Source organism: Microbacterium sp. 3J1 (assembly GCF_001049495.1).
Classification (GTDB): Bacteria; Actinomycetota; Actinomycetes; order Actinomycetales; family Microbacteriaceae; genus Microbacterium.
The window spans coordinates 251030-276741 of record NZ_CDWI01000009.1 but is presented as its reverse complement, the minus strand read 5'-3'; the positions used below and the strand labels follow the sequence as shown (position 1 = coordinate 276741).

The 25712-nt window shown below is 70.7% G+C and carries 13 protein-coding genes; all 13 read right to left on the bottom strand.

Features of this window, described 5'->3' with window-relative positions:
• Positions 1-866 (bottom strand): DUF5684 domain-containing protein (locus BN2660_RS16595; RefSeq protein WP_255305078.1); only part of this gene is annotated, 866 nt, incomplete at its 3' end.
• Entirely contained in the window at positions 863-3430 is a 2568-nt protein-coding gene (locus BN2660_RS07795) for a transglutaminase domain-containing protein (protein WP_091229645.1), read from the bottom strand. The genes BN2660_RS16595 and BN2660_RS07795, both read right to left, overlap by 4 nt.
• A complete protein-coding gene (locus BN2660_RS07790; protein WP_091229641.1) occupies positions 3427-4797 on the bottom strand; it encodes a DUF58 domain-containing protein in 1371 nt (456 codons plus the stop codon). Before BN2660_RS07790 ends, BN2660_RS07795 begins: the two co-directional genes overlap by 4 nt.
• Positions 4794-5759 (bottom strand): AAA family ATPase, encoded by a 966-nt coding sequence (locus BN2660_RS07785; protein WP_091229731.1) that lies wholly within the window; start codon positions 5757-5759, stop codon positions 4794-4796. Before BN2660_RS07785 ends, BN2660_RS07790 begins: the two co-directional genes overlap by 4 nt.
• A gap of 97 nt (positions 5760-5856) precedes the next feature.
• Positions 5857-11823 carry an Ig-like domain-containing protein gene (locus tag BN2660_RS07780; protein ID WP_091229638.1) on the bottom strand — a complete coding sequence of 1989 codons (5967 nt, stop codon included), beginning with the start codon at positions 11821-11823 and terminating at the stop codon, positions 5857-5859.
• Positions 11823-12956 carry a serine/threonine-protein kinase gene (locus BN2660_RS07775; protein ID WP_255305077.1) on the bottom strand — a complete coding sequence of 378 codons (1134 nt, stop codon included), beginning with the start codon at positions 12954-12956 and terminating at the stop codon, positions 11823-11825. The genes BN2660_RS07780 and BN2660_RS07775 overlap by 1 nt, the downstream gene beginning before the upstream one ends.
• A 121-nt stretch (positions 12957-13077) precedes the next feature.
• Positions 13078-13647 (bottom strand): DNA-3-methyladenine glycosylase I, encoded by a 570-nt coding sequence (locus tag BN2660_RS07770; protein ID WP_091229631.1) that lies wholly within the window; start codon positions 13645-13647, stop codon positions 13078-13080.
• Positions 13644-15215, bottom strand: coding sequence for an HNH endonuclease signature motif containing protein (locus tag BN2660_RS07765; RefSeq protein ID WP_091229627.1), 1572 nt, complete (start codon positions 15213-15215; stop codon positions 13644-13646). The genes BN2660_RS07770 and BN2660_RS07765 overlap by 4 nt, the downstream gene beginning before the upstream one ends.
• A 133-nt stretch (positions 15216-15348) precedes the next feature.
• Positions 15349-16395 carry an NAD(P)-dependent alcohol dehydrogenase gene (locus tag BN2660_RS07760; RefSeq protein ID WP_091229624.1) on the bottom strand — a complete coding sequence of 349 codons (1047 nt, stop codon included), beginning with the start codon at positions 16393-16395 and terminating at the stop codon, positions 15349-15351.
• A gap of 131 nt (positions 16396-16526) precedes the next feature.
• Positions 16527-18590, bottom strand: coding sequence for an acyl-CoA dehydrogenase family protein (locus tag BN2660_RS07755; RefSeq protein ID WP_091229621.1), 2064 nt, complete (start codon positions 18588-18590; stop codon positions 16527-16529).
• A 120-nt stretch (positions 18591-18710) separates the two neighbouring features.
• Positions 18711-19922: an HTTM domain-containing protein gene (locus BN2660_RS07750; RefSeq protein WP_091229618.1), complete on the bottom strand. Its 1212-nt coding sequence runs from the start codon at positions 19920-19922 to the stop codon at positions 18711-18713.
• Complete coding sequence (locus tag BN2660_RS07745) at positions 19919-20734, bottom strand: DUF5819 family protein (protein ID WP_255305076.1); 816 nt, start codon at positions 20732-20734, stop codon at positions 19919-19921. Before BN2660_RS07745 ends, BN2660_RS07750 begins: the two co-directional genes overlap by 4 nt.
• Positions 20735-20823: 89 nt before the next feature.
• Positions 20824-25440 (bottom strand): choice-of-anchor G family protein, encoded by a 4617-nt coding sequence (locus tag BN2660_RS07740; RefSeq protein ID WP_176697132.1) that lies wholly within the window; start codon positions 25438-25440, stop codon positions 20824-20826.
• Positions 25441-25712 lie beyond the last annotated feature (272 nt).

Genomic DNA, 25712 nt, shown 5'->3' with positions numbered 1-25712 from the left:
GTCACCGGGCGGCTGTCGGAAGTCGGCTCAGAGGCCGGCGCCACCGGAGGCCGGGGCGCGGGAGGCGGCGAGACGGGAGCCGATGAGACGGGCGTCGGCGAGACGGGAGCCGGAGGTGCCGGAGGCTGGGCTGCGAAGGCCGGCGGAGCGGGCGCCGCCGCAGCCGGCGGAGCGAACGACGTGGCCGGGGCTCCCGGCGCGAGCGGAGCGCCGAAGGCCGTGGGAGGCTGTGGCGGCGCACCCCACGCCGACGGCGCCGGAGCAGCCTGCGCTGGAGCCGGCGCCGACGATGCGGGCTGCTCCGCGGGAGCGGGGGTCCGCGAGGGCGCCGCGTAGTCCGGGAAGACGAGCGCCGGAGCATCCGTCTGCGTGGCGTTGTGCGGAGCCAGCGACGGGATCGTGTAGCCCGAGGCGTCGCGCGCGGGGGCCGCCGCTGGCTGGGGTGTGCGTCGCGGACCCGGCTGCAGTGCCGCGAGCCGCTCGCCCTCGGGATACGGCGGTGCTCCCCATGCGAGCACCGTGGCCCAGACCGGCGGGAGGAGGATCGCGAGCACGGTCATGCCCGCGCCCCGTCCGAAGCGCTTGTTGATGCGGTGCGTGGCGACGACCTTGAGGTACAGGCCGTACAGCTGCACGAGCGGGATGAAGTAGAACACGACCGACCAGGCGGGCACGCCCCCTCGCGCGAGGATCTCGGCCTCGTTGAGCACGGGGACCCAGCCCTTCCACCCCTCGCCGTCGATGCGCGGGAAGAGACGCGACAGCGCCAGCGCGTACCAGACGTAGATGGCGATGGCGATGAGCAGTCCGAGTCCGCCGACGATGGCGAGCATCGTGGCGAGACCGGTCTCCGCAGACGGTGTCATGGGGTCCCCTTCTTCGGGTCGTCGAGTGAACCGGGTGATCCGAGCGTACCGAGCGCCGGCCTGCGCCCGATGAGCGGGATGCCGACGAACGGGATGCCGCCCGTCGGCCGTGCGCGGGTGACGAACGATGTCGGACGCACCCTCCTGGCGATCCGTCGCCACCATCGGCCGACACGACCGAGCTCTGCGCGCTCCGCATCGACGATCTCCCACGCGGCCGCCGCGTCCTCCGCCGTGGGCGGATGCTCGGCGAAGACGGCGCGGTCGACGAGGATCGCGAGCCTCTCCGCCGCATCGCGATCGGCGGAGTGCGCGCGCTGCAGGCGAGTCCCCTGCGATGCCATCGCCACGTCATGATCGGCGTACACGTCGACGAGCTCCTCCCAGGCACCGGCCAGCCGGACCTCGGGGTCGTCTGCCGTGCGGCGCATCCGTGCCCGACGCCGCTTGGCGAACAGCAGCACGAGGAACGGGAGGGCCAGCAGCAGCGCGGCGAGCAGAGTCAGGCCGACGGCTCGCAGGATGGGCAGCAGGATCGCGAGGACCTCCGACTGCGGGCCGTCCAGCGGTGGGGCGTCGTTGTTCGAGTCGCTCTGCGCCTGGGGCGGGTCGAGGGCCTCCGAGCGCGGCTGCTCAGGCACCGTCGGATGCTCGGGAAGCTGCTCGCCCTCGGTGATCGAGCTGGGCAGCATCGCGAACTGGGGCGTGGTGTCGACCGGCATCCACTCGCCGCCGGAGGCGCGCACCTCGACCCACGCGCTCATGCTCCCCCCGGTGCAGACGTCGGTGCACGCGGGGATTCCGGGCACCTCTTCGGCGGCGCCGAGGCGCGCTCCGATGACCACCCGGGACTCCAGCCCCCAGTGCTCGGCGAGCAGCGCGGCCGCGACCGAGAACTGCTCGTCGTCGCCGACGGCGGAGACCAGCAGCTCGGGGGCAGCGTCCGATCCCGCCCTGCGCTCCTGCTCGACCATCTCGGTGAACAGCTCCTCGACGCGGGATGCCGAGTGTCCGGCGTAGCTCGGAGCGAACGCGTACCCCTCGGATTCCTCGAGCGCGGCGATCCAGCCCGCCGCCGCCGGATCCTCCAGGAGCGCATGGCTCAGATAGCCGCGTTCGCGCAGGCGATCGATGACCTCGAGGTAGCCGGCTCCGGTGCGCGGCTGCTCCTGCATCTCCGCCCACTCGACGAGAGCCGGGTAGCGGTCGGAGTCGAGAGCCGACTCGCCGCCCTGCAGCGATGCGATGTCCGTGCCCTCGACGGGCGCGTCGACGAGCACCTCATAGCGGTCGCCCGGAACGAGTCCGTGACCGCCGCCCGGGGCGTCGGCGACCGTGATGGCGGTGTCCCCGTCGTCGTCGACATGGAAGCCGTCGGCCAGGTCCTCGGCGCGCGACCCTGTGAACTCGGGTGCCTCGGCGAGTCCTGCCGGTGCCGGGACCCAGATGCCTCGATACGCGTCCCCGACCGTGATCTCTAGAGAGATGCGCCCGCCTGCGGGCAGCGCCGTGCGCGGAAGTCGGCTGAAGCGGTCGTCGGGCGCGACGTGGAAGTCCTCGCCGTCGTAGGAGTCGAGGGTGACGAGTCGGATGCGGTCCAGCGATCCGGAATCCCCCTCGAGTCGGATCACCGCGTCGTCGAGCCGACCCCCGGAGAACCACGACCGGTACGCGCTCAGCGGGCTCGGCTGCTGCTGCACCACGATCATCGGCTCGACCTCGTCGCGCAGCACCGAGCGGTCGGACCAGCCGGCCGCGGCAGGGGCGACGGCGAAACCCGCCACGAGGGCCGCCACGACGAGCACGCCGGCGAGGATGTGACGTCTCACCGCCAGCCACACCGGGGTCGCGCGACGCGAGATGTTCGCGGCTGCGACGGCCCTGAGTGCGGCGGCGCGCTGCAGTCGCGCCCGCCCCACGATCCACACGAGGGCCGAGGCGAAGACCGCGACGCCGATCAGCCACTCTCGCGGAGCGGGAAGCGTCACGCCCAGCACGGTGACGGGGGCGCTGACGCCGCTCAGTCCGAACGCGATGCCGAACACGCTCATGGCGGTGAGGACGGGAACGGCGAGGAGGGCCCGGCGACCGGGCTGGAGAACGAGGAGAGTGGCGAGGAATCCGCCGAACAGCATCACGACGAGGAAGGGGATGAGCACGGCCTGGTACTCGCCGAGCGGCGGGTTGAGCGTGAGCATCTGCTTCCAGCCGAGGACCACCCCGAGCACGGCGTCGCGCAGGCCGCCGAGGAACGCGGGAACGGAGGTGAGCGCCGACGGGATCGCCAGCGGCACGGCCACGACGAGGTACGCCCCCGCGACGGCGAGGGCTGCGAACAGCATCCGCCAGCGCAGCGCACGAGCGAGCACCGCGATGCCGATGCCGAGCACACCGCCGACGAGTCCGACGACCAGGGCGCGGGGTGATTCGTAGACGGGCCAGACAGCGGCCGTCGCGAGGCCGATGCCGACGAGCACGTACGCGAGCGACCAGACGGTGAGCGCCGAGACGGACAGATCGCGGCGGCGCGCCGATACACCCCGACGGGGGCCGGCGGCGTTCATCGCAGTGCTCCGCGCGCGAGCATCTGCGGGAGGTCGCCGAGTGCGCCGAGGGTCATCACCGCGAGCTCACGCGCCGAGCGCAGAGTGGGCTGCTCACCGAGCTCGCTGCGCACCGCGACCGCCTCGACCGCGGCGGGGAGCTTCACCGCGGCGAGCCGCAGACGGTCGAGCGGCATGCGCGATCCCGTGAGGAGGAAGCCGATCGAGAGGTCAGGATACGACTGCACGGTGAGCGCGGTCACTGCTTCGAGGCGCATCACGCGATCGGCGGCGTCGATCATCGAGGTCGCGTCGAGGAGAGCCTTCGGGGTCACGGTGGGCAGCGTGCGGATGGACAGCACCTCTGCGCGACTGTGCTCGGGGATCTCGTTGCTGACGGCGAACAGCACGTCACGTCCGTCACGGACCCCCTGCAGCGCGAGGGACGCCGCGGCGCTGACGGTGTTCTCGAACTCGTCGTCGCTCTCGTACGACTCGGTGTCGAGGTCGAGGATGATGGCGATGCGCGCGTGGCGCGACTCCTCGTACTGGCGGACCATCAGCCGCCCCGTCTTCGCCGTGGACTTCCAGTGCACGTGGCGCTGCGAGTCGCCGACGACGTACTCGCGCACCGCGTGGAACGACAGATCGGCGTCGACGAGGGTCGAGCTGGGCGTGCCCTCGAGGTCGCGGATGAGTCCGGCGCTCGTGCTCGGCAGGCGCACGGTGACGGGGTGCACATGGATGCGCTGCACGTCGGGCCAGCGCAGCTCGCGGCGGAGGATGCCGATCGGGTCGCCGCGCGTGATCGTCATGGGACCGACGTCGATCACCCCGCGGCGGTGCGCGGCGATCGTGAGCTGCTCGCGGTGATGCGCCGCCGGGCGCAGCAGGGGGACGTGCGCCTCGACGAGTCCTTCGCCCACCGGCACGTCGACGACGCCGGGGAGCGAGAGGCGCGTGCCGTTGTTGCGCACGTCGAGGGTCGCACCGATCTCGGTCCCCGCGACGACTCGGTCGCGGTCGAGGGTGAGGTCGATGCGGTAGTCGTGGGCTCCGAGGATGAAGGGGATGCAGACGATCAGCAGCACGAGGGCGATCGCCGCCACGGACCAGGCCTCGACCCAGCCGAACAGCGCACCGGCGGCGATGCCGAGCACGAGAGCGACGGCCACGAGCATCCCGGCGGCAGTGACCGTCTCACGCAGCCAGTCGGCCGTCCGACGCGCGGCGCGACCGGTGTTCCGCATCGCCCGGCGCATGCCGAACACCGCTCCGCGGACGGGGCCGCGGCGCGTGCGGTCGTAGCGCGTCACCGTCGACGTGCGAGTGGACGTGCTCGTCCGCGCCGTCGTCCGCGTCAGACGCGATTCGGTGTTGAAGCTCACGCAGTGCCGTTCTCGCGCGGCGGCTCGACGTCGAGCAGGATCTGCCCGACGACCGCGACGGCCGTGACGCCGTCGAACTCGGCCTCAGGTTCCAGCACCAGACGGTGTGCCAGCGCGACGACCGCGAGCTCCCGCACGTCGTCGGGGGTGACGAAGGTGCGGCCGTTCTTCGCCGCCCAGGTCATCACGAGGCGCGAGAGAGCGAGGGCGCCGCGCACGCTCGCCCCGAGGCGGACCTCGGATGCGCGACGCGTGGCGTCGACGATGCGCATGATGTAGTCCGACACGAGCGGGTTCACGTACACGCCACGCGACATCTCGGCCATCGTCAGGATGGTGTCGATGTCGACGATGCCGTCGAGGATGCGCGTGGGCTGCGCCGCCCCCTGCAGGATGCGCATCGTCGCCGCCTCGTCGGGGTAGCCGATCGAGGTCTTGATCATGAAGCGGTCGAGCTGCGCTTCGGGCAGACGGTAGGTGCCGCCCTGCTCGATGGGGTTCTGCGTCGCCATGACGAGGAACGGCGAGCCGACCGGACGCGTCACGCCGTCGATCGTGACGGTCCCCTCCTCCATGACCTCGAGGAGCGCGGACTGGGTCTTCGGGCTGGCGCGGTTGATCTCGTCGGCGAGCACGATGTTCGCGAACACCGGCCCGGCGTGGAACTCGAAGGCACCCGCCTTCTGGTCGTAGACGGTGATGCCGGTCACGTCGCCGGGCAGCAGGTCGGGAGTGAACTGGATGCGGGTGCTCGTGCCGTTGACGGTCTGCGCGATCGCACGGGCGAGCGCCGTCTTGCCGGTGCCCGGGTAGTCCTCGAGCAGCACGTGTCCTCCGCTGACCGCGGCGGCGAGCACGAGCTCGACGACGTGCCGTTTGCCGAGGATCGCCTGTTCGACGTTGCCGGTGAGGATCGAGAACGTCTCGGCGAACCAGGACGCCTGTTCGGGCGCGATGGTCACGGGGGCGGCGGTGGGAGCGGGCATAAGGCAACCGTATTTCGTCAGTGCGCCTGCGACGGGCAGGGGCGGGCGGAGCGGGCGGTCATGGCGGGGGCGCTCATCCGGCAGGATCAGCGGGGTCGGCGGGGTCGGTCGGTGCGGGCTGCGTGCAGAGCGGGGCTCGATGCGTGATCGGGGTGAGCGGTGCGAACGCCCCGGTCCAGGTGATCTTCATGTCCATCACCGAGACGCCGTCGACGATGTTCGGGGTGAACGTCGGTGTGAACGATCCCCGTGCGGCGCTGGTGACCCGGAACGCGTCGTCGTTCTTCGCCGGAACGCACGGCTCGAACTCGACCGTGACGGTCGTCGGTGCGGTGTTGGCCCTGATGGCGATGGGATTCGAGCAGTAGAAGCCCAGTGACTCGTGGCACGAGCGCGCACTCACCCCTGAGGGCGAGGAGTCGGAGCTCAGGCCGAACTCGCGCTTCCACGAGCCGTAGACGTTGTACTCCGGGACGAACCGGTCCTCCGCCGCGATCGAGGGCCCTGCCGCGAGCCCGTAGGTGTACGTGTCGCCCTGCCGGTTCGGCTTGGTGTCGACGGTGTAGCTCGCGTCTCCGGCCGGTCCGTCCACGAAGGTGAACGTGAACACCTGCACTGTGCTCGACTCCGCGACCCCGAATCCGTTCGTCGCACACGCCTTGACGTTGTACATCGTGTACTCGGCGAGACCGGTGAGCGTCGCGGAGGACGACTGCGCCTCGGCGCCCGAGATCGCGAGTCGGCCGTTGCCGTCGGTGTTGCAGGATGCGTTCCCCGAGCGCCAGGCCAGGTAGACCACCTCGAGGGGCTGAGCGCTGCCGTTCGCCTGGGCGCGGACGCCCGCGACGCTCACCGAGGTGTTCGACGCGGCCGTGGCCGTGGTGCCTGCGGGGTCGAAGTACGGGGCGCCCGCGACGGTGACCGAGGTGCGGAACGCTCCGCCCTCGTTGCTCCCGCCGCCGGTGGGCGGCTGGAACTGGCTGATGGGCACGAGTGTCAGCGTCTGCGCGCCCGGTGCGAGGGCGACGTCGGCCGTCGTGGTCGCTCCCGTGCGGTTGATGACCTGACCGGTCTCCTCGATGCGGAACGCCCGCGAATCGTCGGAGGCGTCGATGGTGAGCGCGACGACACCTCGCCCGCGGTCCGTGGTTCCCGGGCGGTACACCGGCGTCGCCGACGCGTTCGTCACCACGGGCGCGGCGTACGCCCAGGTGGTGTGCGGCGAAGTCGCGGCGGACGTGCCGACCGAGTTGACGGCCGACGCGGAGAAGGAGTGCGGTTCGCCGTTGACGAGACCGTTCACGGTGCAGCGGTACAGCCCTCCGCCGGCGGGGCTGCACGAGGCGTTCGCGGGGGCGCCGTCCTGCAGGATCGTGAGACCGCTGACCGACGGGTGCGCCCGGCCCGCCTCGCCCAGAGGAACCTCGAGCACCACGGACGTGCGGGTGAACCCGACGGTGGTGACGCTCGACGGCGCCTGCGGGAAGCCCTGCAGATCGAGCGTCAGGGTGCCCGTGCCGGTGCGTCCCTGCGCGTCGGACACCACGAACGGGATGACGCACTGGCCACCGGGCGCCTGTCCGCCGCCCGGCCAGCTCGCCGTGATGGCGGTGCTGCCGGAGACGGAGATCGACGCGACATCGCAGCGTGCTCCGCCACCCAGCGACATGAGGCGGAGTCCCGAGCCCGGCTTGCCCGCGAACGGGTCGTACTCGCCCGCGACGTCGACGACCTCGATCGAGCAGCTCGGGCTCGTGACGACGCACTGCCGGGTGAAGGTCGCGCCGCGCGGCGCGTCCGGCGGCGCGGCGCCCACCACGAGACGCACGGATGCCGACGGCTCACCGTACTGGGCGACGGTGATGCTGACGTTCTCGGTGTTGCCGGGACGAGCATCCGCCCGCGCCTCGACCGTCAGCGTCGACCCGCTGCGGGTGACGATGAACGCCGACCCGGAGTACACCTCGCGATAGTCGAGCGAGGCGACGTCGCCCTCGCGTCCGCCCTCCCAGCTCGCCATGTTGGAGTAGAGGTCGATTGTCTCGGTCGCCCCGGGAGCGATCGTGTGCGAGATCGACGACAGCAGCAGCTGCGGCTCGGCGGGACGGATGCTGACGGGCACGTCGATGTGAGACCAGCGCTCCTGGCCCTGCAGGCGGACGGGCACGAGGCAGGTGTCGGACCACGGTGCCTCGCGACCGGCGCGATAGGTGGCGCTGCCCGAGCCCTCCGCGACGCACGACGCGGCAGTGCGCTGCGCGGTGAACTGCCCGGAGCCGATCTCGACGGCATCCGACGCGGGCAGATCGACGTAGTCGCTGAGGGAGAAGGTCGCCGAGGCGTCCTCGTCGACGACGACGGGCGTCGCGCCGGGCTTCAGCTGCACCTGCATGTCGTCGAAGGCGGGGATGTGCAGGAACCCGTAGCCGACGACGTCGCGTCCACCGGAGGCCGTGCCGGCGAGCTGGAAGGGGATGAGCGCGCCCTCTTCGGGAGCGGTGCCGACGATGCGATTGCCCTCGACCGAGAATCCGGGCCGGTCTCCCCAGAGGCTGAGGCGCAGCGAACCCGCGTCGCCGGACGGCCAGCTCACGCGATCGGTGACCACGTCGATGCCGCTCTCGGCGAGCTCGCCGCGGTCGCGGGCGGTCAGCACGGTATCGGCCACGGTCGGCTGGTCGGTGACCGCGCCGTCCGTGACGGTCACGACGATGAGGCCCTGCGAGGTGCTGCCCGTGCGGGCCGACCTGACGGTGTAGAAGTACGAGTTGGTGCCTGCGGTGTCGCCGGCCCGCAGCACGACCCGGCCGTCCTCCAGAGAGGTGTCGGAGTCGATCAGGGCGTTGAGGCGCTCGTACAGCGGGTTGCCCTTGACCGGCGGCGCGTTGGGCACGAGCTCGGTGATCTCGAGATCGCTCTGCGCCGGGTCGAGGTCGTTCGACCGCGGGTCCAGCACGACCGGGGTGCTCGATCCCGCCTCGACGCGCACGTAGTCGCTGAAGGTCACAGGGGCGGCGTCCTCGACGTCCGCGTCGAGGACGCCGATGCGGACGCTCCCGGAGCCGACCTCGCCCTGCGGATCCCGCACCGTGTAGGTGAAGCTCGCCTGGCCGCCCGACACTCCGCCGGCGGGAGCGCGGTACACGATCGCGTCGCCGCTCGCCGAGATCGTCGCCGTTCCCGCCCCCCTGTCGGGCTGCTCGATGCTGGCAAGGACGACCCGGTCGCCGTCGCTGTCCATCCCCGTCGCGGGCACGGGCAGTGAGACCGTCTGCCCGCTCAGCACGCGGCCGGTCAGCGTGGTCGGCGTCGGGGCGCGGTTCGTGCCCGGCGGGATCACGGTCACGGTGACGGAGCCGTTGTCGTACAGCGCGGGGTTGCGCTCGAGGGAGACGGAGTACGTCAGCCGGTAGGTGCCCGGAGTGGTGGGCGCGAGGTAGCGCAGCGCATTGCCGTCGGCGAAGACGAGCTCTCCGGCCTCGCCGGATCCGGTGACCTCCGGGAGCACGACGAGGGGTTCGCCACGGGGCGCCACGTCGTTCGCGGCGACGCTGATGCGCGTGAGCGACCCCGCACGCACCGTGATGGCGTCGGGGAAGACGATCGGTCGCGTGACGGTCGACGGCGGAGTGAGGAAGACGGTCACCGTTCCCTGCACCGCGGCACCGGCGCCGTCGGCCACGGTGACGGTGGCCTTGCCGATGACCCCCGGCTCGCCGCTCTCGGTGGTGCCGTTGACGCGGATGCTCTCGTTGCCGACGACGCGCACGTTGAGCTGCGGGGTGGAGCTCACCGCATCGGACAGCATGAGCACGCGGCCGCTGGTGTTCTGCACGGCGCGCAGCACGTCGACGGTCGTGTCCTCGCCCTCGCGGACGAACGCGGTCAACGGCGCCATGGCGATCGCGGCGGAGCCGTCGACCGCCGTGATGCGGATGACGGCGGACTGCTCGGCCTGGGTCGAGGCATCCTGTGCGGTGTAGGTCACGACGTACTGGCCGGGTTCGGCGACCGTCAGCTCGACCGTGCCCGACGCCGCATTCGGGACGACCTCGAGGCCCTGAGCGGTGGCGGCCGTCTGCACGGCATCGACGAGCCGGTACGAGCCGGAGCCGCCGGAGAGGTGGTCGGAGATGCGGATCGACTGCAGCTCGCCGACCCGAGCCGTCACGGCCACCGGCGATGCGAGCAGTGCGGGGCTGCCCGTCACCTGCACATCGAGCGTCTTCTCGGCTGTCGCGCCGTGCACGTCCTCGACGACGACGGTGACCGAGATGGCAGCATCGGGGGCGTTCGGATCGGTGTGGCGGATCGCGACGCGGCCGTCGGCCATCGGGACCACCATCACCGGAGCGGCGGAGTCGGTCTCGTAGGCGTCGCTGAGGACGAACGGGTCTCCCTCGGGATCGACCCAGCCCGAGAGCGCCGACACGATGGTGCTGCCGCCGGGCAGCAGCTGCGGGGTGGGCCAGTCCTGCTGGCACGCATCGACGCCGCACCAGACCGGGGCGGAGTTCACACCGGCGTCCACGACGGTCAGGGTCACGCTCGCGGGTGACGATGTGGCGGAGCCGTCGGTGGCGGCATACGTGAAGGAGGTCTGACCGGAGCCCGCGCGGACGTTCACGACGAGCGACTGGCCGTTCGCGACGAGTGACACGTCGCCGAAGGCCGGGTCGGCCAGGCCCGAGAGCGACGCCGGATCGATCGTGAGCACGTCCTTCTTGTTCGGGTCGTGGTCGTTGAGGAGTACGGGGAGGATCACCTGCTCGCCGGCCCGCACACCGAAGGCGTCATTGACGGCGACGGGCGGCATCTGCTCCGCCACGTCCTCGACGATGATCGTGCCTTCCTCCTGCTCCGTCTCGTCTTCGATGGCCCACTGCTCGAGCGGGATCAGCACGCCCTGCGGGGCGGTCCAGATGAGTCCGGTGCCGACCTCGCTGAGCACGGCGCGGTCGCCGTTGCTCCGGAAGACGGGCTCGATGGTCGCGGAGTCGAGCGCCTCGTCGGGCACGCTGAGCGGAACCGACTCGCCGTCGGCCCAGAGGGTGCCCGCGCCGGTGTCGAGCCACGCCGCATAGGTCTCACCTGCGACGACGACCGGAGCGGCGGGGACGCCCGTCGCTTCGGCGATGCGCTCGGAATCGCCGCTGGCGAGGTCGACGGACACCAGGCCGTCGGAGTCGGCGACGACGAGAGCGTCGCCCGTGGCGGCCCCGCTCTGCAGCTGGGCGTCTTCGACGACGTCGAGTTCGACAGGCTGGTCGCGGTCGGGCAGCCAGAGCTCGCCGGATGCCGCCTGGAGCATCGCCCACCGGTCGCCGACCACCGTCAGAGCGAGTCCGTCGCCGCCGTCCGGCGCTTCGGGCACCGTCACTCCGTCGCCGAGGAAACGGTGCTCGTCGATGTCGAATCTGCGAACAGCGCCTTCTTCGGCCGAGTACAGCGCCAGCAGCCCGTCCGGCGACAGGCCGATCGCATCGGCGGTGTAGGTCGGCGGATCCTCGCCCTCTTCGACCTCGACAGCGGCGAACGGGTCGACGAGAGCCGTTGCGGCGCCCGTCTCGAGAGTCGTGACGGACACCTGGCCCGTGTCGGTGCGGTACGCGACGTAGGGGCCGGCCGAGACGATCTCCCGCGTGCCCGCCGGGGTGGGCTCGGACGCGAGCGGTGCGCCCGCCTCGGGTGAGTCGGTGAGCAGGTCGGTGGGGCTGGCGGGATCCAGGTTCCAGCGCTGACGGTTGCCCTGCGCGTAGAGGACGGCGGCGGAGCCGCTCTGCCAGACGGCTTCGGGGTCGTCGACGTTGCGCACCGTGTCGATCTCGGCGAGCTCGGTGTTCACGCGGGCGTACTGGCCGCTGTCGCGCATGACCCACACGGCGGATTCGAGCCGCGGGACCTCCTGCGATTCGTAGCCCTGCGCGGTGATCGCGAGCGTGACCACGGTGGCGAGAGCGGCGACACCGGAGACGGCGGCGATGAGGCGCCCGCGCGGGCGCGGGTTCGCGTCGGCCTTGCGGCGGTCCCCGATCGCCATCACAGCACTCCCGTCATGAAGAGAGCCGCGACGCCCACGCCCGCGAGGACCGTCGCTCCGATGACCGCGCCGATGATGCCGGCGACCAGGGGCGAGCGGGTCCTCGTGCGCGGCGAGGCAGGAAGGTCGTCTCGGTCACGGGGTGCCGCCTGCTGTCGCGCTGCGCGGACCGCGCGGCGCGAGTCGGGTGCGACGGTGGTGATCACCGGCCCGCGCGGGGCGGAGTCGGAGAAGCTCACGGGCGCGGCGGCGGCCCATTCGGCGGATGCCGCTTCGAAAGCCGTGGGGTGGATGCCGAGCTCGTACTGCGCCCAGCGCAGGCGCTCGGCGAAGTCGGCCATGCTGGTGAAGCGCTTGGCAGGGTCTCGCTGCATAGCGGTCGCGAAGATGTCGTCGATGATCGGGGGGATGCCGGAAACAGGGACCGCGGTGTACCGCGCCTTGACGATGCGGTCGGTCAGCTGGTCGCGGGAGTTCGATCCGCGATCCGCCCGCTCGAAGGGGCTGCGGCCGGCGAGCAGCGTGTAGAGCGTCGCGCCGAGGCTCCAGATCTCGCTCGGCACCGAGCCGGACACCTTCTCCTGCAGCACCTCGGGCGAGCTCCAGGGCACCGACATGGCGATCGTCTCGCCGTCGCCCTCGTCGATCACGGCGGCGGCGATGCCGAAGTCGGCGAGCACGGGGGCGCCGAGGGAGTTGATGAGGATGTTCGACGGCTTGATGTCACGGTGCAGGAGACCGGCGCGGTGCACGGTCTCGAGAGCCCCCGCGATGCGGACGCCCGTGTCGAGGACCTCTGCGAGCGGAAGCGGCCCCTTCTTGTAGCGGGCGCTCATGGTGTCGGGGCAGTACTCCATCGCGAAGTACGGGCGACCGTCGGCGGAGATCGACGCCTGGTAGATCGTGACGATGGAGGGGTGCGCGCTGAGGCGCGCGGAGATGTCGGCCTCGACGTTGAACGTGCGCAGCACCTCGGGGTTGACGGCGTCGGCCAGGAGGACCTTGACGGCCGCGACGCGTCGCGGCATGTCCTGCTCGTAGAGGAAGACGTCGGCGAAGCCGCCGGAGCCGAGGGGGCGCACGTAGCTGTAGCCCGCCAGAGTCGGCGGGGTCGATGCCATGCGCGTTGCCACCCATGCTCCTCACGGTCGATTCCGGAGAGACCGCGCGAGCCTGAGCCCTCGCGCCGAGCGCAGGACGATCCCCCCGATCACAGAGTATATCGGCGGCGTGTCGGCTGAAGAGACGGGAAGGTCATGCCCGCCAGCATCCGGCGACGTGGTCGTCGACCATGCCGGTGGACTGCATGAGCGCGTACATCGTCGTCGGGCCGACGAAGCGGAATCCGCGACGCCGCAGCTCCTTGCTGAGCGCGGTGGATTCGGGGGTCACCGCGGGCACCTCGGCGAACTCCGCGGGACGGCTGTCGGATGCCGGAGGTGCGAACGACCACATCAGTTCGTCGAGCTCTCCGTCGGCCATCGTCCGCACGAGACGAGCGTTGCCGATCGCGGCTTCGATCTTCGCGCGGTTGCGGATGATTCCGGCGTCGGTCATCAGGCGCTCGACGTCGGTCTCGTCGAACTGCGCGACGGCGGCGGGGTCGAACCCCTCGAAGACCTCGCGGAACCTCGGTCGCTTGCGGAGGATGGTGATCCAGGACAGCCCGGCTTGGAAGCCCTCGAGCGACATCTTCTCGAACAGCGCCCGGTCGCCGTGCAGCGGGGTGCCCCACTCCTCGTCGTGGTACCGGCAGTACTCGTCATCGGTGCCGGCCCAGGCGCACCGAGCTCGTCCGTCGGGCCCGGTGATCAGAGAGGTCATGGCATCACGCTAGCGGCGATGTCGGACACGCGTGTGCGATCGCGAGTGGGCGCTCGTCGGGCACAGTCGACGCGGTGGTGGGTGATGCTGTGCGCGGGGGTGCGCCATCTCCCGTGAGGGTCCCACCAGAGGGGTCCGCGGACTTGGGGGACGCCGTCGTTCATGCGGATCTCCCACCCGGAAGCGTCGAGAGATCGGTGATGCCACCAGCACAACGGGACTCCGTTGTCGGTGTGCGTCGGTCCGCCCCTCGCGTGCTCGGTGACGTGGTGGATCTCGCACCACGACGCCGGAACGTGACACCCCGGGATCAGACACTCCTTATCTCTGGCGATGATCGCCCGCCGCTGATGCACGGAGAACACCCGGTCGGTCGAGCTGATCCCGATGATGCGGCCCTCATCCATGAGGACCCGTTGGATCGTGCCCGCGCACCCGATCTGCGCGGCGACGAACGCGGGGACGATCCCGTCGGCACCGACTCGCGCGCGACCCCACCCGGCCCACGCTCCGGCTGCGCCGTGCGGGGTGAGGTCTTTCGCCTCGACGGTGACGACGACGACCGGCGCCGCGCCGCCGTGGGTGGGCATGTCCCTGTGACGAGCGGCGACGCCGAGGGCGGCAGCGAACGCGTCATGACGTTTCTGGGCCGCAGAGCGCCCATCGATCACCGCCCGCGGATCGGTGTTCACCGCATCGGGTCCATCGCCGTCGTCGCCGACGGACGGGTCAGACTCGGGTGTGTCGGAGTCGGAGGGTCGGAAGGCGACGCCGGGCATCGGCGCTCCGGGGCCTTTCGGGTTCAGGATCGCATCGAGGATCGCCTCCAGCTGCGCAGCGACCTCCGGCAACAGATGCCCCTTCACCGAGCGGAGCCCGTGCTGCACCCGGCCCACCGTGATCCCCCGTCGATGCTGAGCCCCCTTGTCATCCGGTTCGGGGCCATCCGGATCCAGACGGGCCGCGAACTCCTCCGCCGCCCGCCCCAGATCCTCCGCCGTCATCCCCGGCCCCGCGCCGTCACCGACGCCGTCGGTATCGTCGGCATCGGCATCGGCATCGGCATCGGCATCGTCGCCGGTGTAGCCGCGGGCTTCGTGCGCGAGACAGATGTCCGCGGCGAGGCGCCCCGCCTGACCCACCCGGTCGGCGACTTTCTCCACCGGGCCCGTCGCCGCGAGCAGCCCCGCCACCCCGACCACTCCATCCAAGAGCGCGTCTCGCATGCACGGCCACCGCGCCGGCATCCGCTCCCCCGAGGAGACGCTCACCTCTCGCCTGACCAGACCCGCCGCCCGCATCACTCGCGTCGCACCCGCCGCATCCACCCGCAGGGCGCGCTGCACCAGCTCGTGCGCGTTGCGGCACCCCACCGCGTGGGGGAACTCCACCGAGTGGCCGGTCGCGATCGTCTCCACGACCACCGCCTCCACCCGCCGGAACGCCGCCCCCGCGCGCTGCAACACCGCGACCCGCTCCGCATCAGACAACCCCGCCAGCATGTCGTCGGACAGCACCGAATCGAGGTCGGACACGACCCGATCCAGAAGAGTGCTGGTGCTGCTCATACCCCTCAGTCAACCGGCACCCACCGACATTCCCACGCCGCGATGCCGACGCTTTACCCCAGTTCAGAAGACGTATTCCGGAACACCGGAACACCGACTCCAGACGAGCCGGGAACCCCGACGATCAGCGCGCTCAGTCCGCGAACGTCGACCCGTCGATCACGAACCGGTAGCGCACGTCCGAGGCGAGCACACGCTCATACGCCTCGTTGATCTGCGACGCAGGAATCACCTCGATCTCGGCGGCGATGCCGTGCTCGGCACAGAAGTCCAGCATCTCCTGGGTCTCGGCGATCCCGCCGATGTTCGAGCCTGCGAGCGAACGCCGTCCGCCGATCAACGACGACACGTTCACAGGCAGCGGCTCGGCCGGCGCCCCCACGCACACCATGGATCCTCCGACGTCGAGCAGGCTGAGGTACGCGCGCAGATCGACCGGAGCGCTCACGGTGTTGAGGATCACGTCGAACGAGCTGCGCAGGGTGCGGAACGTCTCGCGGTCGCTCGTCGCGTAGTAGTTGTCGGCGCCGAGTCGCAGCCCGTCATCCTTCTTGCTCAGCGTCTGCGACAGCACAGTCACCTCTGCTCCCAGGGCGTGCGCGATCTGGACCCCCATGTGCCCGAGGCCACCGAGTCCGACGACCGCCACCCGGGAGTCCGGCCCGACGTTCCAGTGACGCAGCGGGGAGTACGTCGTGATGCCCGCACAGAGAAGAGGAGCGGCGGCATCGAGCGGAAGGGCATCGGGGATGCGCACCACGAACGACTCCGTGACGACGACCTGCTCGGAGTATCCGCCCTGCGTCACCGTGCCGTCACGGTCCGGGCTGCCGTACGTGAAGACCGCGCCGTTCGAGCAGAACTGCTCGTCGCCGCGGAGGCAGTTGCGGCATTCGCCGCAGGAGTTCACCAGACAGCCGACGCCCACCCGATCGCCGACCGCATGCTTCGTGACCTCGGACCCGACCTCGGCGACCGTTCCGGCGATCTCGTGCCCCGGCGCGAGCGGGTAGCTCTGCGGCCCCCAGTCGCCGCGGACCGTGTGGATGTCGGAGTGGCAGATGCCGGCGAACGCGATGTCGATGCGGACGTCGTGCGGTCCGAGTTCCCGGCGCTCGATTGTCGTCTTCTCGAGAGGCGCGGCCTCACTGGGTGCGGCGTAAGCGGTGACACGGGTCATCTCTGACTCCTCTGATCGGTGCGGATGGGCCAGATCGACACTACTCTCGCCGTCCTCGGCGGCACCTGATCGCATACGACGAAGGCCGGGATCGCACGATCCCGGCCTTCGTCAGAAGCGGTCGTCGCGCCTCAGCGCTTGGCGCTCTTCTTCAGCGTCTTCTCCAGAACGGGCGCCGCGCCGGATGCCGCGAGATCGGCGTAGTACGCGCGCGCCTCGTCCTGACGCTCCTTCTCGGCGCCCGACGCGATGGGCGCGCGCACATGCTCGGGCTCGTAGCCGAACGCGTCGACGAGGTCGAGGGAGTACGGCCGCAGGCGGGCGCACAGGCGGTCGATGTAGCTCGACACCGCGGCGGCGCGCTGCATCGACAGTCGGCCGTGGATCAGGTGCCAGGCGAGGTGCTTCTCGATCAGCTGCAGCCCGAAGAGGTCGCGCAGCCACGTGAGCACCTTCTTGGTGTCGGCATCGTCGACCCGGTGCACGGCGTCGGTGAACGCCTCCCACTGCAGCAGCTCACCGTGGGCGCGGGCCGCCTCGATGAGCTCCGCCTGGTTCTCGTTGAAGAGTCGGGCACCCAGCGCCTTGTCCTTGCCGGCAGCCCGAAGGCGGCCGGCGACGTCGGCGACCATCTGCTGCACGCGCTCGGCGAGGAGCATGTGCTGCTGCTCCTCGCGGAGTCCGTTCTCCACCGCCCGCGAGACCTGGCCGAGGTCGAGCACCGACTGACCGAACTGACGCAGACCCGCCCCGTGGAACAGCTTGCCCGCCGTCATCCCGACCGCGAACTTGGCCAGCGCCGCAGCATCCTTGCCGGTGAACTGCTTGGCGTAGTCGGTGAGCAGTCGCTTGCCGACGAGCTGCAGCAGCACGTTGTTGTCGCCCTCGAAGGTGACGTAGATGTCGAGGTCGGCCCGGAGCCCGACGAGGCGGTTCTCGAACATGAAGCCCGCACCTCCGCAGGCCTCCCGCGCCTCCTGCAGCGTGTCGAGGGCGTGCCAGGTCGACAGCGGCTTGAGGGCCGCGGCGAGGGTCTCGAGGTCCTCGCGGTCTTCGGGGGTGTCGATGCGACCCGAGAACACGCCGTCGAACTTCTGCAGGAACTCGTCGTGGGCGAAGATCATCGCGTAGGTCGTGGCGAGGCGCGGCAGCAGTCGGCGCTGGTGCTTGCCGTAGTCCATCAGCACGACCTCCTGCCCGTCGGCGCCGTCGAACTGGCGTCGCTGCGTGGCGTAGGTGATCGCGATCTTCAGGCCCAGCGCGGATGCCCACGACGCCGCGCCGTCGAGCGAGACGCGCCCCTGCACCAGGGTGCCGAGCATCGTGAAGAACCGGCGACCCGGGCTGTCTATCGCGCTCGAGTAGGTGCCGTCTGCGGCGACGTCGCCATACCGGTTGAGGAGGTTCGTACGCGGTACGCGCACGTGGTCGAACGAGAGGCGTCCGTTGTCGATGCCGTTGAGGCCGCCCTTGAGGCCGTCGTCCTCGCGCCCGATGCCCGGCAGGTCGACGCCGTCCTCTCCGCGCAGCGGGACGTAGAAGCAGTGCACGCCGTGGTTGACGCCGTTCGTGATCAGCTGCGCGAACACGGTCGCCGCCACACCGTGGAGAGCCGCGTTGCCGAGGTACTCCTTCGTCGCACCGCGGAACGGCGTGTGGATCACAAACTCCTCGGTCTCGGGGTCGTACGTCGCCGTCGTGCCCACCGCCGCGACATCCGATCCGTGACCGATCTCGGTCATGGCGAACGCGCCGGGGATGGTGAGGTCCATCACGCCGGGCAGCCACTTCTCGTGGTGCTCGGCGGTGCCGAGCTGCAGGATCGCGGAGCCGAAGAGCCCCCACTGCACGCCCGACTTGATCTGCAGGCTCGGGTCGGCGACGACGAGCTCCTCGAAGCCGGCGATGTTCCCGCCGTTGTTCTCCTCGCCGCCGAGGGCCTTCGGGAAGGCACGGTGCACGGCCTTGTTCTCGACGAGGAGGTGGAGCTGGCTCAGCACGCGCTCGCGGTGCTCGTCCTTGCCCAGCTCGTCCTTGCGCCAGAACGCCGAGTCCTTGATCATCTCGCGCGCCTCGCGGCGGGTGTCGGCCCACGTGCCCATCAGCAGCTCGTTGATGCGCGAGACATCGACCTGCAGTGCGGCATCGGCGGCATCGGTGCGGGTCGTCTTCGGACGGACGGCGGCGTCGACCATGAGCGTTCCTCTCAGGGAGAAGTAGGGATACGTTCATGGTAGGTGTGCCACAACCAGGGTGGAACTCGCCTGTGGGGTACCGACAAGGGGTCCCGGCCACGCCGCCGGGCCGGATTGTCGTCAGACCACAGTCGCGGGCGCCCCCGGCGGCGCCGTCGTCTTCGTCGCATCCCATCGCCGCTTCGTGCCCGAGCTCAGTCGCGACCAGGTGCGGTCGCGGATGAAGATGGAGTCGATCGCGATCATCGTGAGCGAGAACCAGGGAAGACCCATCAGCACGGCGATGCCGATGTGGAACGAGAGGATGCCGAGCAGGCCGATCAACCGGGTGGGCCGGGTGAGCAGCATCAGCGGGAAGGCCACCTGCAGGATGATCGAGCCCCAGCTCGCGACGGTCACCATCGGGCCCCACGCGGTCACGAGATCGCTGAGCACCGGCCAGGTCCCGAAGCGGGCCGTCTGCAGCGGGTTGTAGACCGCGTACCCCTCTTCCCAGGGCGAGCCGCCGGCCTTGAACAGCGCACCGGACGCGTACACGAAGCAGACCTGGGCGGTGAGAGCCACCAGGGCGAGGTTGTGGAACACGGTGCCGAGCAGCGCGGGCTGGCTGCCGGGGGCGAACCAGTCGCCGTTCCGCGCCCGGCGCTTCGCGTCGAGCGACCAGCGTGCGGCGGGATCCGCGAAGAAGAGGAGCAGCAGGGCGATGCGGAACATGTTGTCGCCCTGGTCCCCCACCATGTCGTCGGCCTCGATGAACCCGACCCACAGGCAGAAGAAGATCGGCAGCACGATGCGGAAGCGCCATCCGAGCACGAACAGCACGGCGAGCACGCCGAGAAGCAGATAGAGGGCGGTATAGAGGACGTCGTTGCCCATCGCCGCGTGGAACGCGCTGAAGACCCAGATCTTGGGGAAATCGCTGACCGGCTGCGCGAGCTCGCCGTTCCACGCCGATCCTGAGCCGAACGTGTAGAGGCGCGTGCTGAAGTTCGACGCCAGGAGTCCGAGCGCGGTGACGCCGAACAGGATGCGGGTGACGGCGAGGCCGTACAGGGCCTTCTTGCCGCTGAAGAGCCAATCGCCGACGAAAGCCGAGATGCGGTCGATCGCCGACACGACCATCGCCCAGAACCCGGCGATCATGGATGCTGCGAAGGTCAGCACGCGTGCAGGAAGAGAGGCCTGCTGCGGCGGCGGAGCAGAGGGCGCAGACGGCGCAGGCGCCGGCGCGGATACGGGATCCGTGACGGGATCCGCGATGCGCTGCGGCACGGCATCCGTCTTCTTCGGTGCCTTCGGACGCGGGGCGCCGGTCTTGACGGGCGCGCTCATCGCTGAGTCCTCTCGAACTGGCTGCGGAAGGTGTCTGCGAAGTTCTCGCGACTCTGCCCTTCCTCTTCTATAGGGAGTCGCCATCCGGTGGTCGAGAACGTGGGGTCCGGGCGCTGCGCGCTCGGGTCGTTGCGGTCCTCATACGGCACCACGTTCTGACGGCTCACGCGGTACTGCACCGCGACGACGGCATCCGCTCCCCAGATCGCGTACGCGACCTGCGTGGCGTACGCGGTCGAGAGGCGCTCCTCTGCCATATAGACCTCGGTGGAGGGCTTCTCCCCCTCGAGGTCGTCGAACGAGCGGACCATCCACTCCTCCCAGCCCTCCTCGTCGAAGTCGAGGGCGGCGACCGCCTGCTGGTCCTCGTCGAGCTTGTTGTAGGCGTTCATCTGCCCGCTGGCGACCTCGCTCGACTGGATGCCGGCCCGTGGCGGGAACAGGTTGTACCGGATCATCGAGAGCTCGACGTCGGTGGCGCTCACCCAACCCGTCTCGACCTGCTCGCCGTCCTTCTCGATGACGGCGCGCACGTTGAAGTGGTAGTCCCCATTGATGGGCTCCGGCGCGAAGACGCTCCAGGACTGCCCGAACATCGGCAGCATGTAGCCCGCCAGCACCTCCTGCGTCGGGATCTCGCGGAGCGCGGAGTACGGCGCGATCCAGAGGAAGGACGCCCCGATGTGCCACAGCGTGAGCAGGCACGCGCCGAACGCGATGAGCTTCACCCACCACGCGGGCCTCGGCCTCACCTGAGCCTGGCCGTCCGTCGCGGCGGCATCGTCCACGGCATCCGTCGTCCTGATCGCCACGGTCTCCCTCATCTCTCGCCCCAGAAGGTCGGGACCGCCGCATCGGCGGCCCCGACCTTCTCGCGTCTCACTCCGTGCTCACTCCGCACTCACTCCGTGTCGACCATCGCCCGACGGGGTCGTGCGACCCGCATCGCTCCGAGGCCGAGCATCAGGAGCAGCGCGGCCAGCGCGATCCATCCGCCCTGCACCTGACCGCCAGTGGCGGCGAGGCCCGAGGCGACGACCTGGAACGTGGCGGCCACGCTCCCCGAGGCTGCTCCGGTCAACGTCACCGTGTGGGTGCCGAGATCGGAGTCGGCCGGGATCGTCCAGACGAAGGTGACCGTTCCCTGCGCGTTCGCGACCTGGGTCCCGAGTGCGAGCGGCTCCGATGTCATGACCCCGGTGACCACCTCGCCGGGCTGGAAGCCGGTGCCCACAGCCGTCTGCTGCTGGCCCCGCTCCAGACTCGGGATCTGCACGGTGATCGCGATCGAGCCGGTCGGGTCGGCTCCGGCATCCGCCGATGCCGATGCCGCCGCCGATGCCGACGATGAGGCGGTGGCGGACGCCGCTGCTTCTGCCTCCGCCTCGGCCGTCGCGTCGGCCGCCGCCGATGCCGATGCCGTCGCGGACGATGAGGCGTTCGCGGCTGCCGCCGCCGATGCCGTCGGATCGGCATCCGCGGACGCGGAGGCGTCGGCGGCGCTCGTCGCGGTCGCATCGTTCTCCGCGGCGGTGTCCGCGGCAGCCTGGGCAGCCGCGGCGGCGGAGGCGTTCGCATCCGTCGTCGCCGTCGTCGAGGCATCCGTCGATGCGTCGTCGGTCGCCGCAGCCGAGGCCGCCGCATCCGCCGTCACATCGGCCGCCGCAGAAGCGGTGCTCGTCGCGTCGGCCAGTGCCGCAGCGACCGCTGCGGCCTCGACTGCTGCGTTGGCGTCGCTGTCGGCCTGCGCCGACGCCGTGGCCGATGCCGAGGCGTTGGTGTTCAGCTCCGCCGACGCGTCAGCGGAAGCCGAGGCGACCGCATCAGACGAGGCGTCCGACGATGCTGTCGCGATCGCAGCGGCACTCGAGTTCGAGGCAGCGCTCGTGCTCGCGTCAGACGTGGCCGAGGCCTCGGCCGTAGTGTCGGTCGTCGCATCCGCCAGTGCCGCTGCCTGAGCCGCGATCGCCGCACCGGCATTCGCGTCAGACGTGGAGTCCGCGGTCGCCGCCGTGGTGGCCGTGGCCGTGGCCGCCGTCTGAGCCGCCGCTTCCGCCGTGGGGTCGGCCGCGGCCGAGCCCTCCGCCGTCGCGTCGGCGAAGGCCGCCGCCTGAGCGGATGCCTCGGCGACTGCTGCGGTAGAGGCATCGGCGTCGGCGGAGGCGGATGCCGAGGCAGCCGCGTTCGCGTTGGTCGATGCCTCCGACGACGCGTCGCTCGACGAATCCGTCGTGGCTGCCGACTCCGACGATGCCGCGGAGTTCGACTCCGCCGCCGTGGAGGCCGAGGCGTCGGCGTCGTCCGATGCATCTGCCAGGGCCGCGGCCTGAGCCGCGATCGCCGCGGAGGCGTTCGCCGTCGAGGTCGCGTCGCTGGAAGCGGTGGTGGTCGCATCCGTCGTCGCCGCAGCTTCTGCTGCCGCCGTGGCGTCGGCGGTCGCCGCCGCCGAGGCCGCGGAGGTCGCATCGGCGAGAGCCGCTGCTTCTGCCGCCGCCTGTGCCGAGGGGTCTGCGTCAGCCGTCGCGTCAGCCGATGCCGAGGCAGAGGCCGCCGCATTCGTGTTGGCGTCGTCAGGGTCGCCCGCCGTCACCTCGGTGGTGTCGGTCGCGGTCTCCGCACCCGCTGTGGCGGTGAGCGTGTAGCCGGTGGCCGGGGTCGCATCCGACGGCACGGGGTAGGTCGCCGTGAAGGCACCGGTTCCGTCGGTGGTCGCGCTCACGGGTCCGCCGACGTTCTCGCCGCCAGGTGCCGTCAGCTGCAGCGACACGGTGGTGTCGAGCGGCCATCCGGATCCGGTGACGGCGAGGTTCGTGCCCGCCGGCACACTCGACGCGACCTCGACGGTCTCGGGAGCGTCCGTGACCTCAGTCGTGTCGGTCGCGGTCTGCGTTCCGACTCTCGCCGTGACGGTGTATCCGACGCCGGCGGGGGTGCCTGCGGGAACGGGGTAGTCGATCGAGAATCCGCCGAGAGCGCCCGTCGTCACAGTCACGGGACCGCCGACGTTCGCACCGCCGCCCGGGCCGGTGAGCTGCACCGTGACCTCCGTGTCGGCGGGCCAGCCGGTGCCCGTCACGGGAAGGTCAGCGCCGTCCTCGACGGTCGGTGCGGCATCCACGGTCGCGGCCGCGGTGACGTCGGTGGTGTCCGTCGCCACCTGCGTGCCGACGGTCGCGGTCACCGTGTAGTCGGTGCCCGGCGTCGCCGTCGCAGGAACCGGGTACGCCAGCGTGAAGCCGCCCGTCCCGTCCGTCGTCACGACCTCAGGGCCGCCGACGGCCTCGCCACCGGGTGCGGTCAGCTGGACGGACACCTCCGTGTCGGCCGGCCAGGTGGTGCCCGAGACGGCCAGGTCGGTACCCGCCTGCACGGTCGCCGCGGCATCCACCGTCGGCACCGGAACCGCGGTGACCTCGGTGGTGTCCGTCGCGGACTGCGTGCCCGCGGTCGCGGTCACCGTGTAGCCGGTCGCGGCCGGGGTCCCCGCGGGAACCGGATATGCGGTCGTGAAGAAACCTGTCCCGTCCGTCGTCACGACGACGGGTCCGCCGATGGCCGCTCCGGTGCCCGGTGCGGTCAGCTGCACCGACACCTGAGTGCTCGCGGGCCAGTTCGTGCCGCTCACAGCCAGGTCGGTGCCCTCCTGCACGGCGGGTGCGGCATCCACCGCAGCGGCGGCCGTGACCTCGGTCGTGTCGGTCGCCGAGACGGTGCCGGCCGTGGCGGTGACCGTGTATCCGGCGCCCGCCTCAGCCGATGCGGGAACGGGATACGCGACCGTGAAGCCGCCTGTCGCGTCCGTCGTCACCGGCACCGGAGCACCGACGGCGGCGCCGCCGGGAGCGGTCAGCTGCACCGACACCTCGGTGCTCGCCGGCCAGCCGGAGCCCGTGACCGCGAGGTCGATGCCCGCCTGCACCGTCTCGGCGGCGTCGAGGAGAGCGACCGCGGCGACCGCGGCCTTCACGGTCGACGATCCGAGGTCCAGAGACACCCCGCCACCCACTGCGGGGAGCAGGTCGACGGCGAGTGCACGGACCGTGAAGCTGTCGCCCGGGATGCCGCCCGGCATGAGCTGCTCGTTGATCGTGATGTCCGCGACCTCTGAGAGCACGCCCGCGAGCACGGGGTCGAGAGCGGTCAGCACCGGCCCGGTGGTGGCGGCGAGCGCCGGCTGCAGCAGTGGGATGACGCTGGTCAGCGCCGTGTCGACGAGCGGGCCCGTCGAGCCGGCGATGGCGCCCGTCAGCGCGCTCACCACCGGGTTCAGCAGAGCGCCGATGTTGAGGCCGGCGAGCGAGATGTCGGTGGTGACGGTCGGTGCGGGCGTCGCGGTTCCTGCGAACTGCGCGAGGGAGCCTTGGATCGTCACGTCTCCCGAGACCAGATCGATGCCGGTGAGGGGGTTCGTGAGGTCCACACCGACCGTGATGGTGGCCTGCAGAGCTTCGATGGTCGTGTCGAGGATCGACGTGATCTTGCCGTTCAGGCTCTCGGGGTGAGTGCCGGTGAGTGCCGACGTGATTCCCTGCTGGATCGCCGCGATGGTCGTGGCGGACAGCACGTCTGTGTTGGCGGGAAGCGAGTTGAGATCTGCTCCTGCCCCCGTCTCGACGAGGATCGCCGCGAGGTCGACCGAGATGGTGCCGTCGCTGAGATCCACCAGCACCGAGCCGGTGGTGTTCTCGAGCGGCTCGAGCAGAACTTCGGATGCCACGGTCTGGCCGACGGTGTCGAGCCCGGCGATCGAGACGGTGCCCCCGGTCGCCTCGAAGGCGGCGACGAGCGGGATGTTCGGGATCGCGTCGATCGTGTTGACGACCGTCGTGACCAGACCCGTGAGGGCGCCGGTCGGACCGACGAGGTCGCTCACGGGGGTCAGCGTGCCCTGGATGGTGGAGGCGAGAGTGGTCGACAGGCCGGCCACGAGGTTGCTGTGGAGATCGAGGCCGAGGTCCGAGATGCGGTACTCGGATGTCGCGACGCCGGTGGTCGAGTCGGCCCGTGAGGCGAGCGCCCCGATGCCGATCGACGCCTCGTCGAGGATCGCGTCGGTGAGCCCGGCGACGCCGAGCTGGTCGAACAGGTCCGTGAGCTCGAGCTGCGCAGGGGTCGTGCTGCCGTCGATCGCGCCCGTGTCGATCGCACCACCCGAGGTGACCGTCCCGGAGGAGGCGACCGACTGTGTCTGCGTGGGCGAGGAGCTGAAGCTCTGCGTTCCGCCCAGATCACCGAGCTGCAGAAGACCCGGCGTCGTGCCGTCGGTCAGCAGCGGCACGTTGAGCGTGCCCACGTCGATGCTCAGTGCCTCCAGCACGCCCACATCGAGACCGCCGAGCTCCGAGCCGGGAGCAGACGGATTGCTCGTCACGGTGTGACCGAGCGCCGCGATGTCCAGACCGCCCAGCAACCCGGCGGGCAGCTGGATGATCTGGCCCTGCGCGACCGACGGATCGCTGGGATCCGCCGCATCCAGCGCATTCGCCGCCGATGGGATCAATGCACTTGCCAGGACCACAGCCGCGGCTGTCGTGCCCGCGATGCCCCCTCCGAGGACTCTGCGTCGCCGCAGAACCCTCCCCTCCGAGTAAACCATTCGCCTCTCCCGTGATGCAGATGTTCCGCGTCACAAGGCCCTCCCCAGGCGCCGACAGGAGTCGGCCGAGCTCATGTGCAGACAGTGTTTCTTGACCGCGAAGAGAAAGTCCAGCGTTTGTCCAGACTTCTTTCCGTTCACGTCATCACATGAGACATTTCTGCCGCCCGACGCAGAACCGCCCCGCAGGTGAC

Excerpts from the sequence above, each read along its gene's own strand:
- BN2660_RS07760 (WP_091229624.1), bottom strand. The coding sequence starts at position 16,395 with ATGACCCGTGTCACCGCTTACGCCGCACCCAGTGAGGCCGCGCCTCTC.
- BN2660_RS07770 (WP_091229631.1), bottom strand. The coding sequence starts at position 13,647 with ATGACCTCTCTGATCACCGGGCCCGACGGACGAGCTCGGTGCGCCTGG.
- BN2660_RS07780 (WP_091229638.1), bottom strand. The coding sequence starts at position 11,823 with ATGGCGATCGGGGACCGCCGCAAGGCCGACGCGAACCCGCGCCCGCGC.
- BN2660_RS07755 (WP_091229621.1), bottom strand. The coding sequence starts at position 18,590 with ATGGTCGACGCCGCCGTCCGTCCGAAGACGACCCGCACCGATGCCGCC.
- BN2660_RS07765 (WP_091229627.1), bottom strand. The coding sequence starts at position 15,215 with ATGAGCAGCACCAGCACTCTTCTGGATCGGGTCGTGTCCGACCTCGAT.
- BN2660_RS07750 (WP_091229618.1), bottom strand. The coding sequence starts at position 19,922 with ATGAGCGCGCCCGTCAAGACCGGCGCCCCGCGTCCGAAGGCACCGAAG.
- BN2660_RS07795 (WP_091229645.1), bottom strand. The coding sequence starts at position 3,430 with ATGAACGCCGCCGGCCCCCGTCGGGGTGTATCGGCGCGCCGCCGCGAT.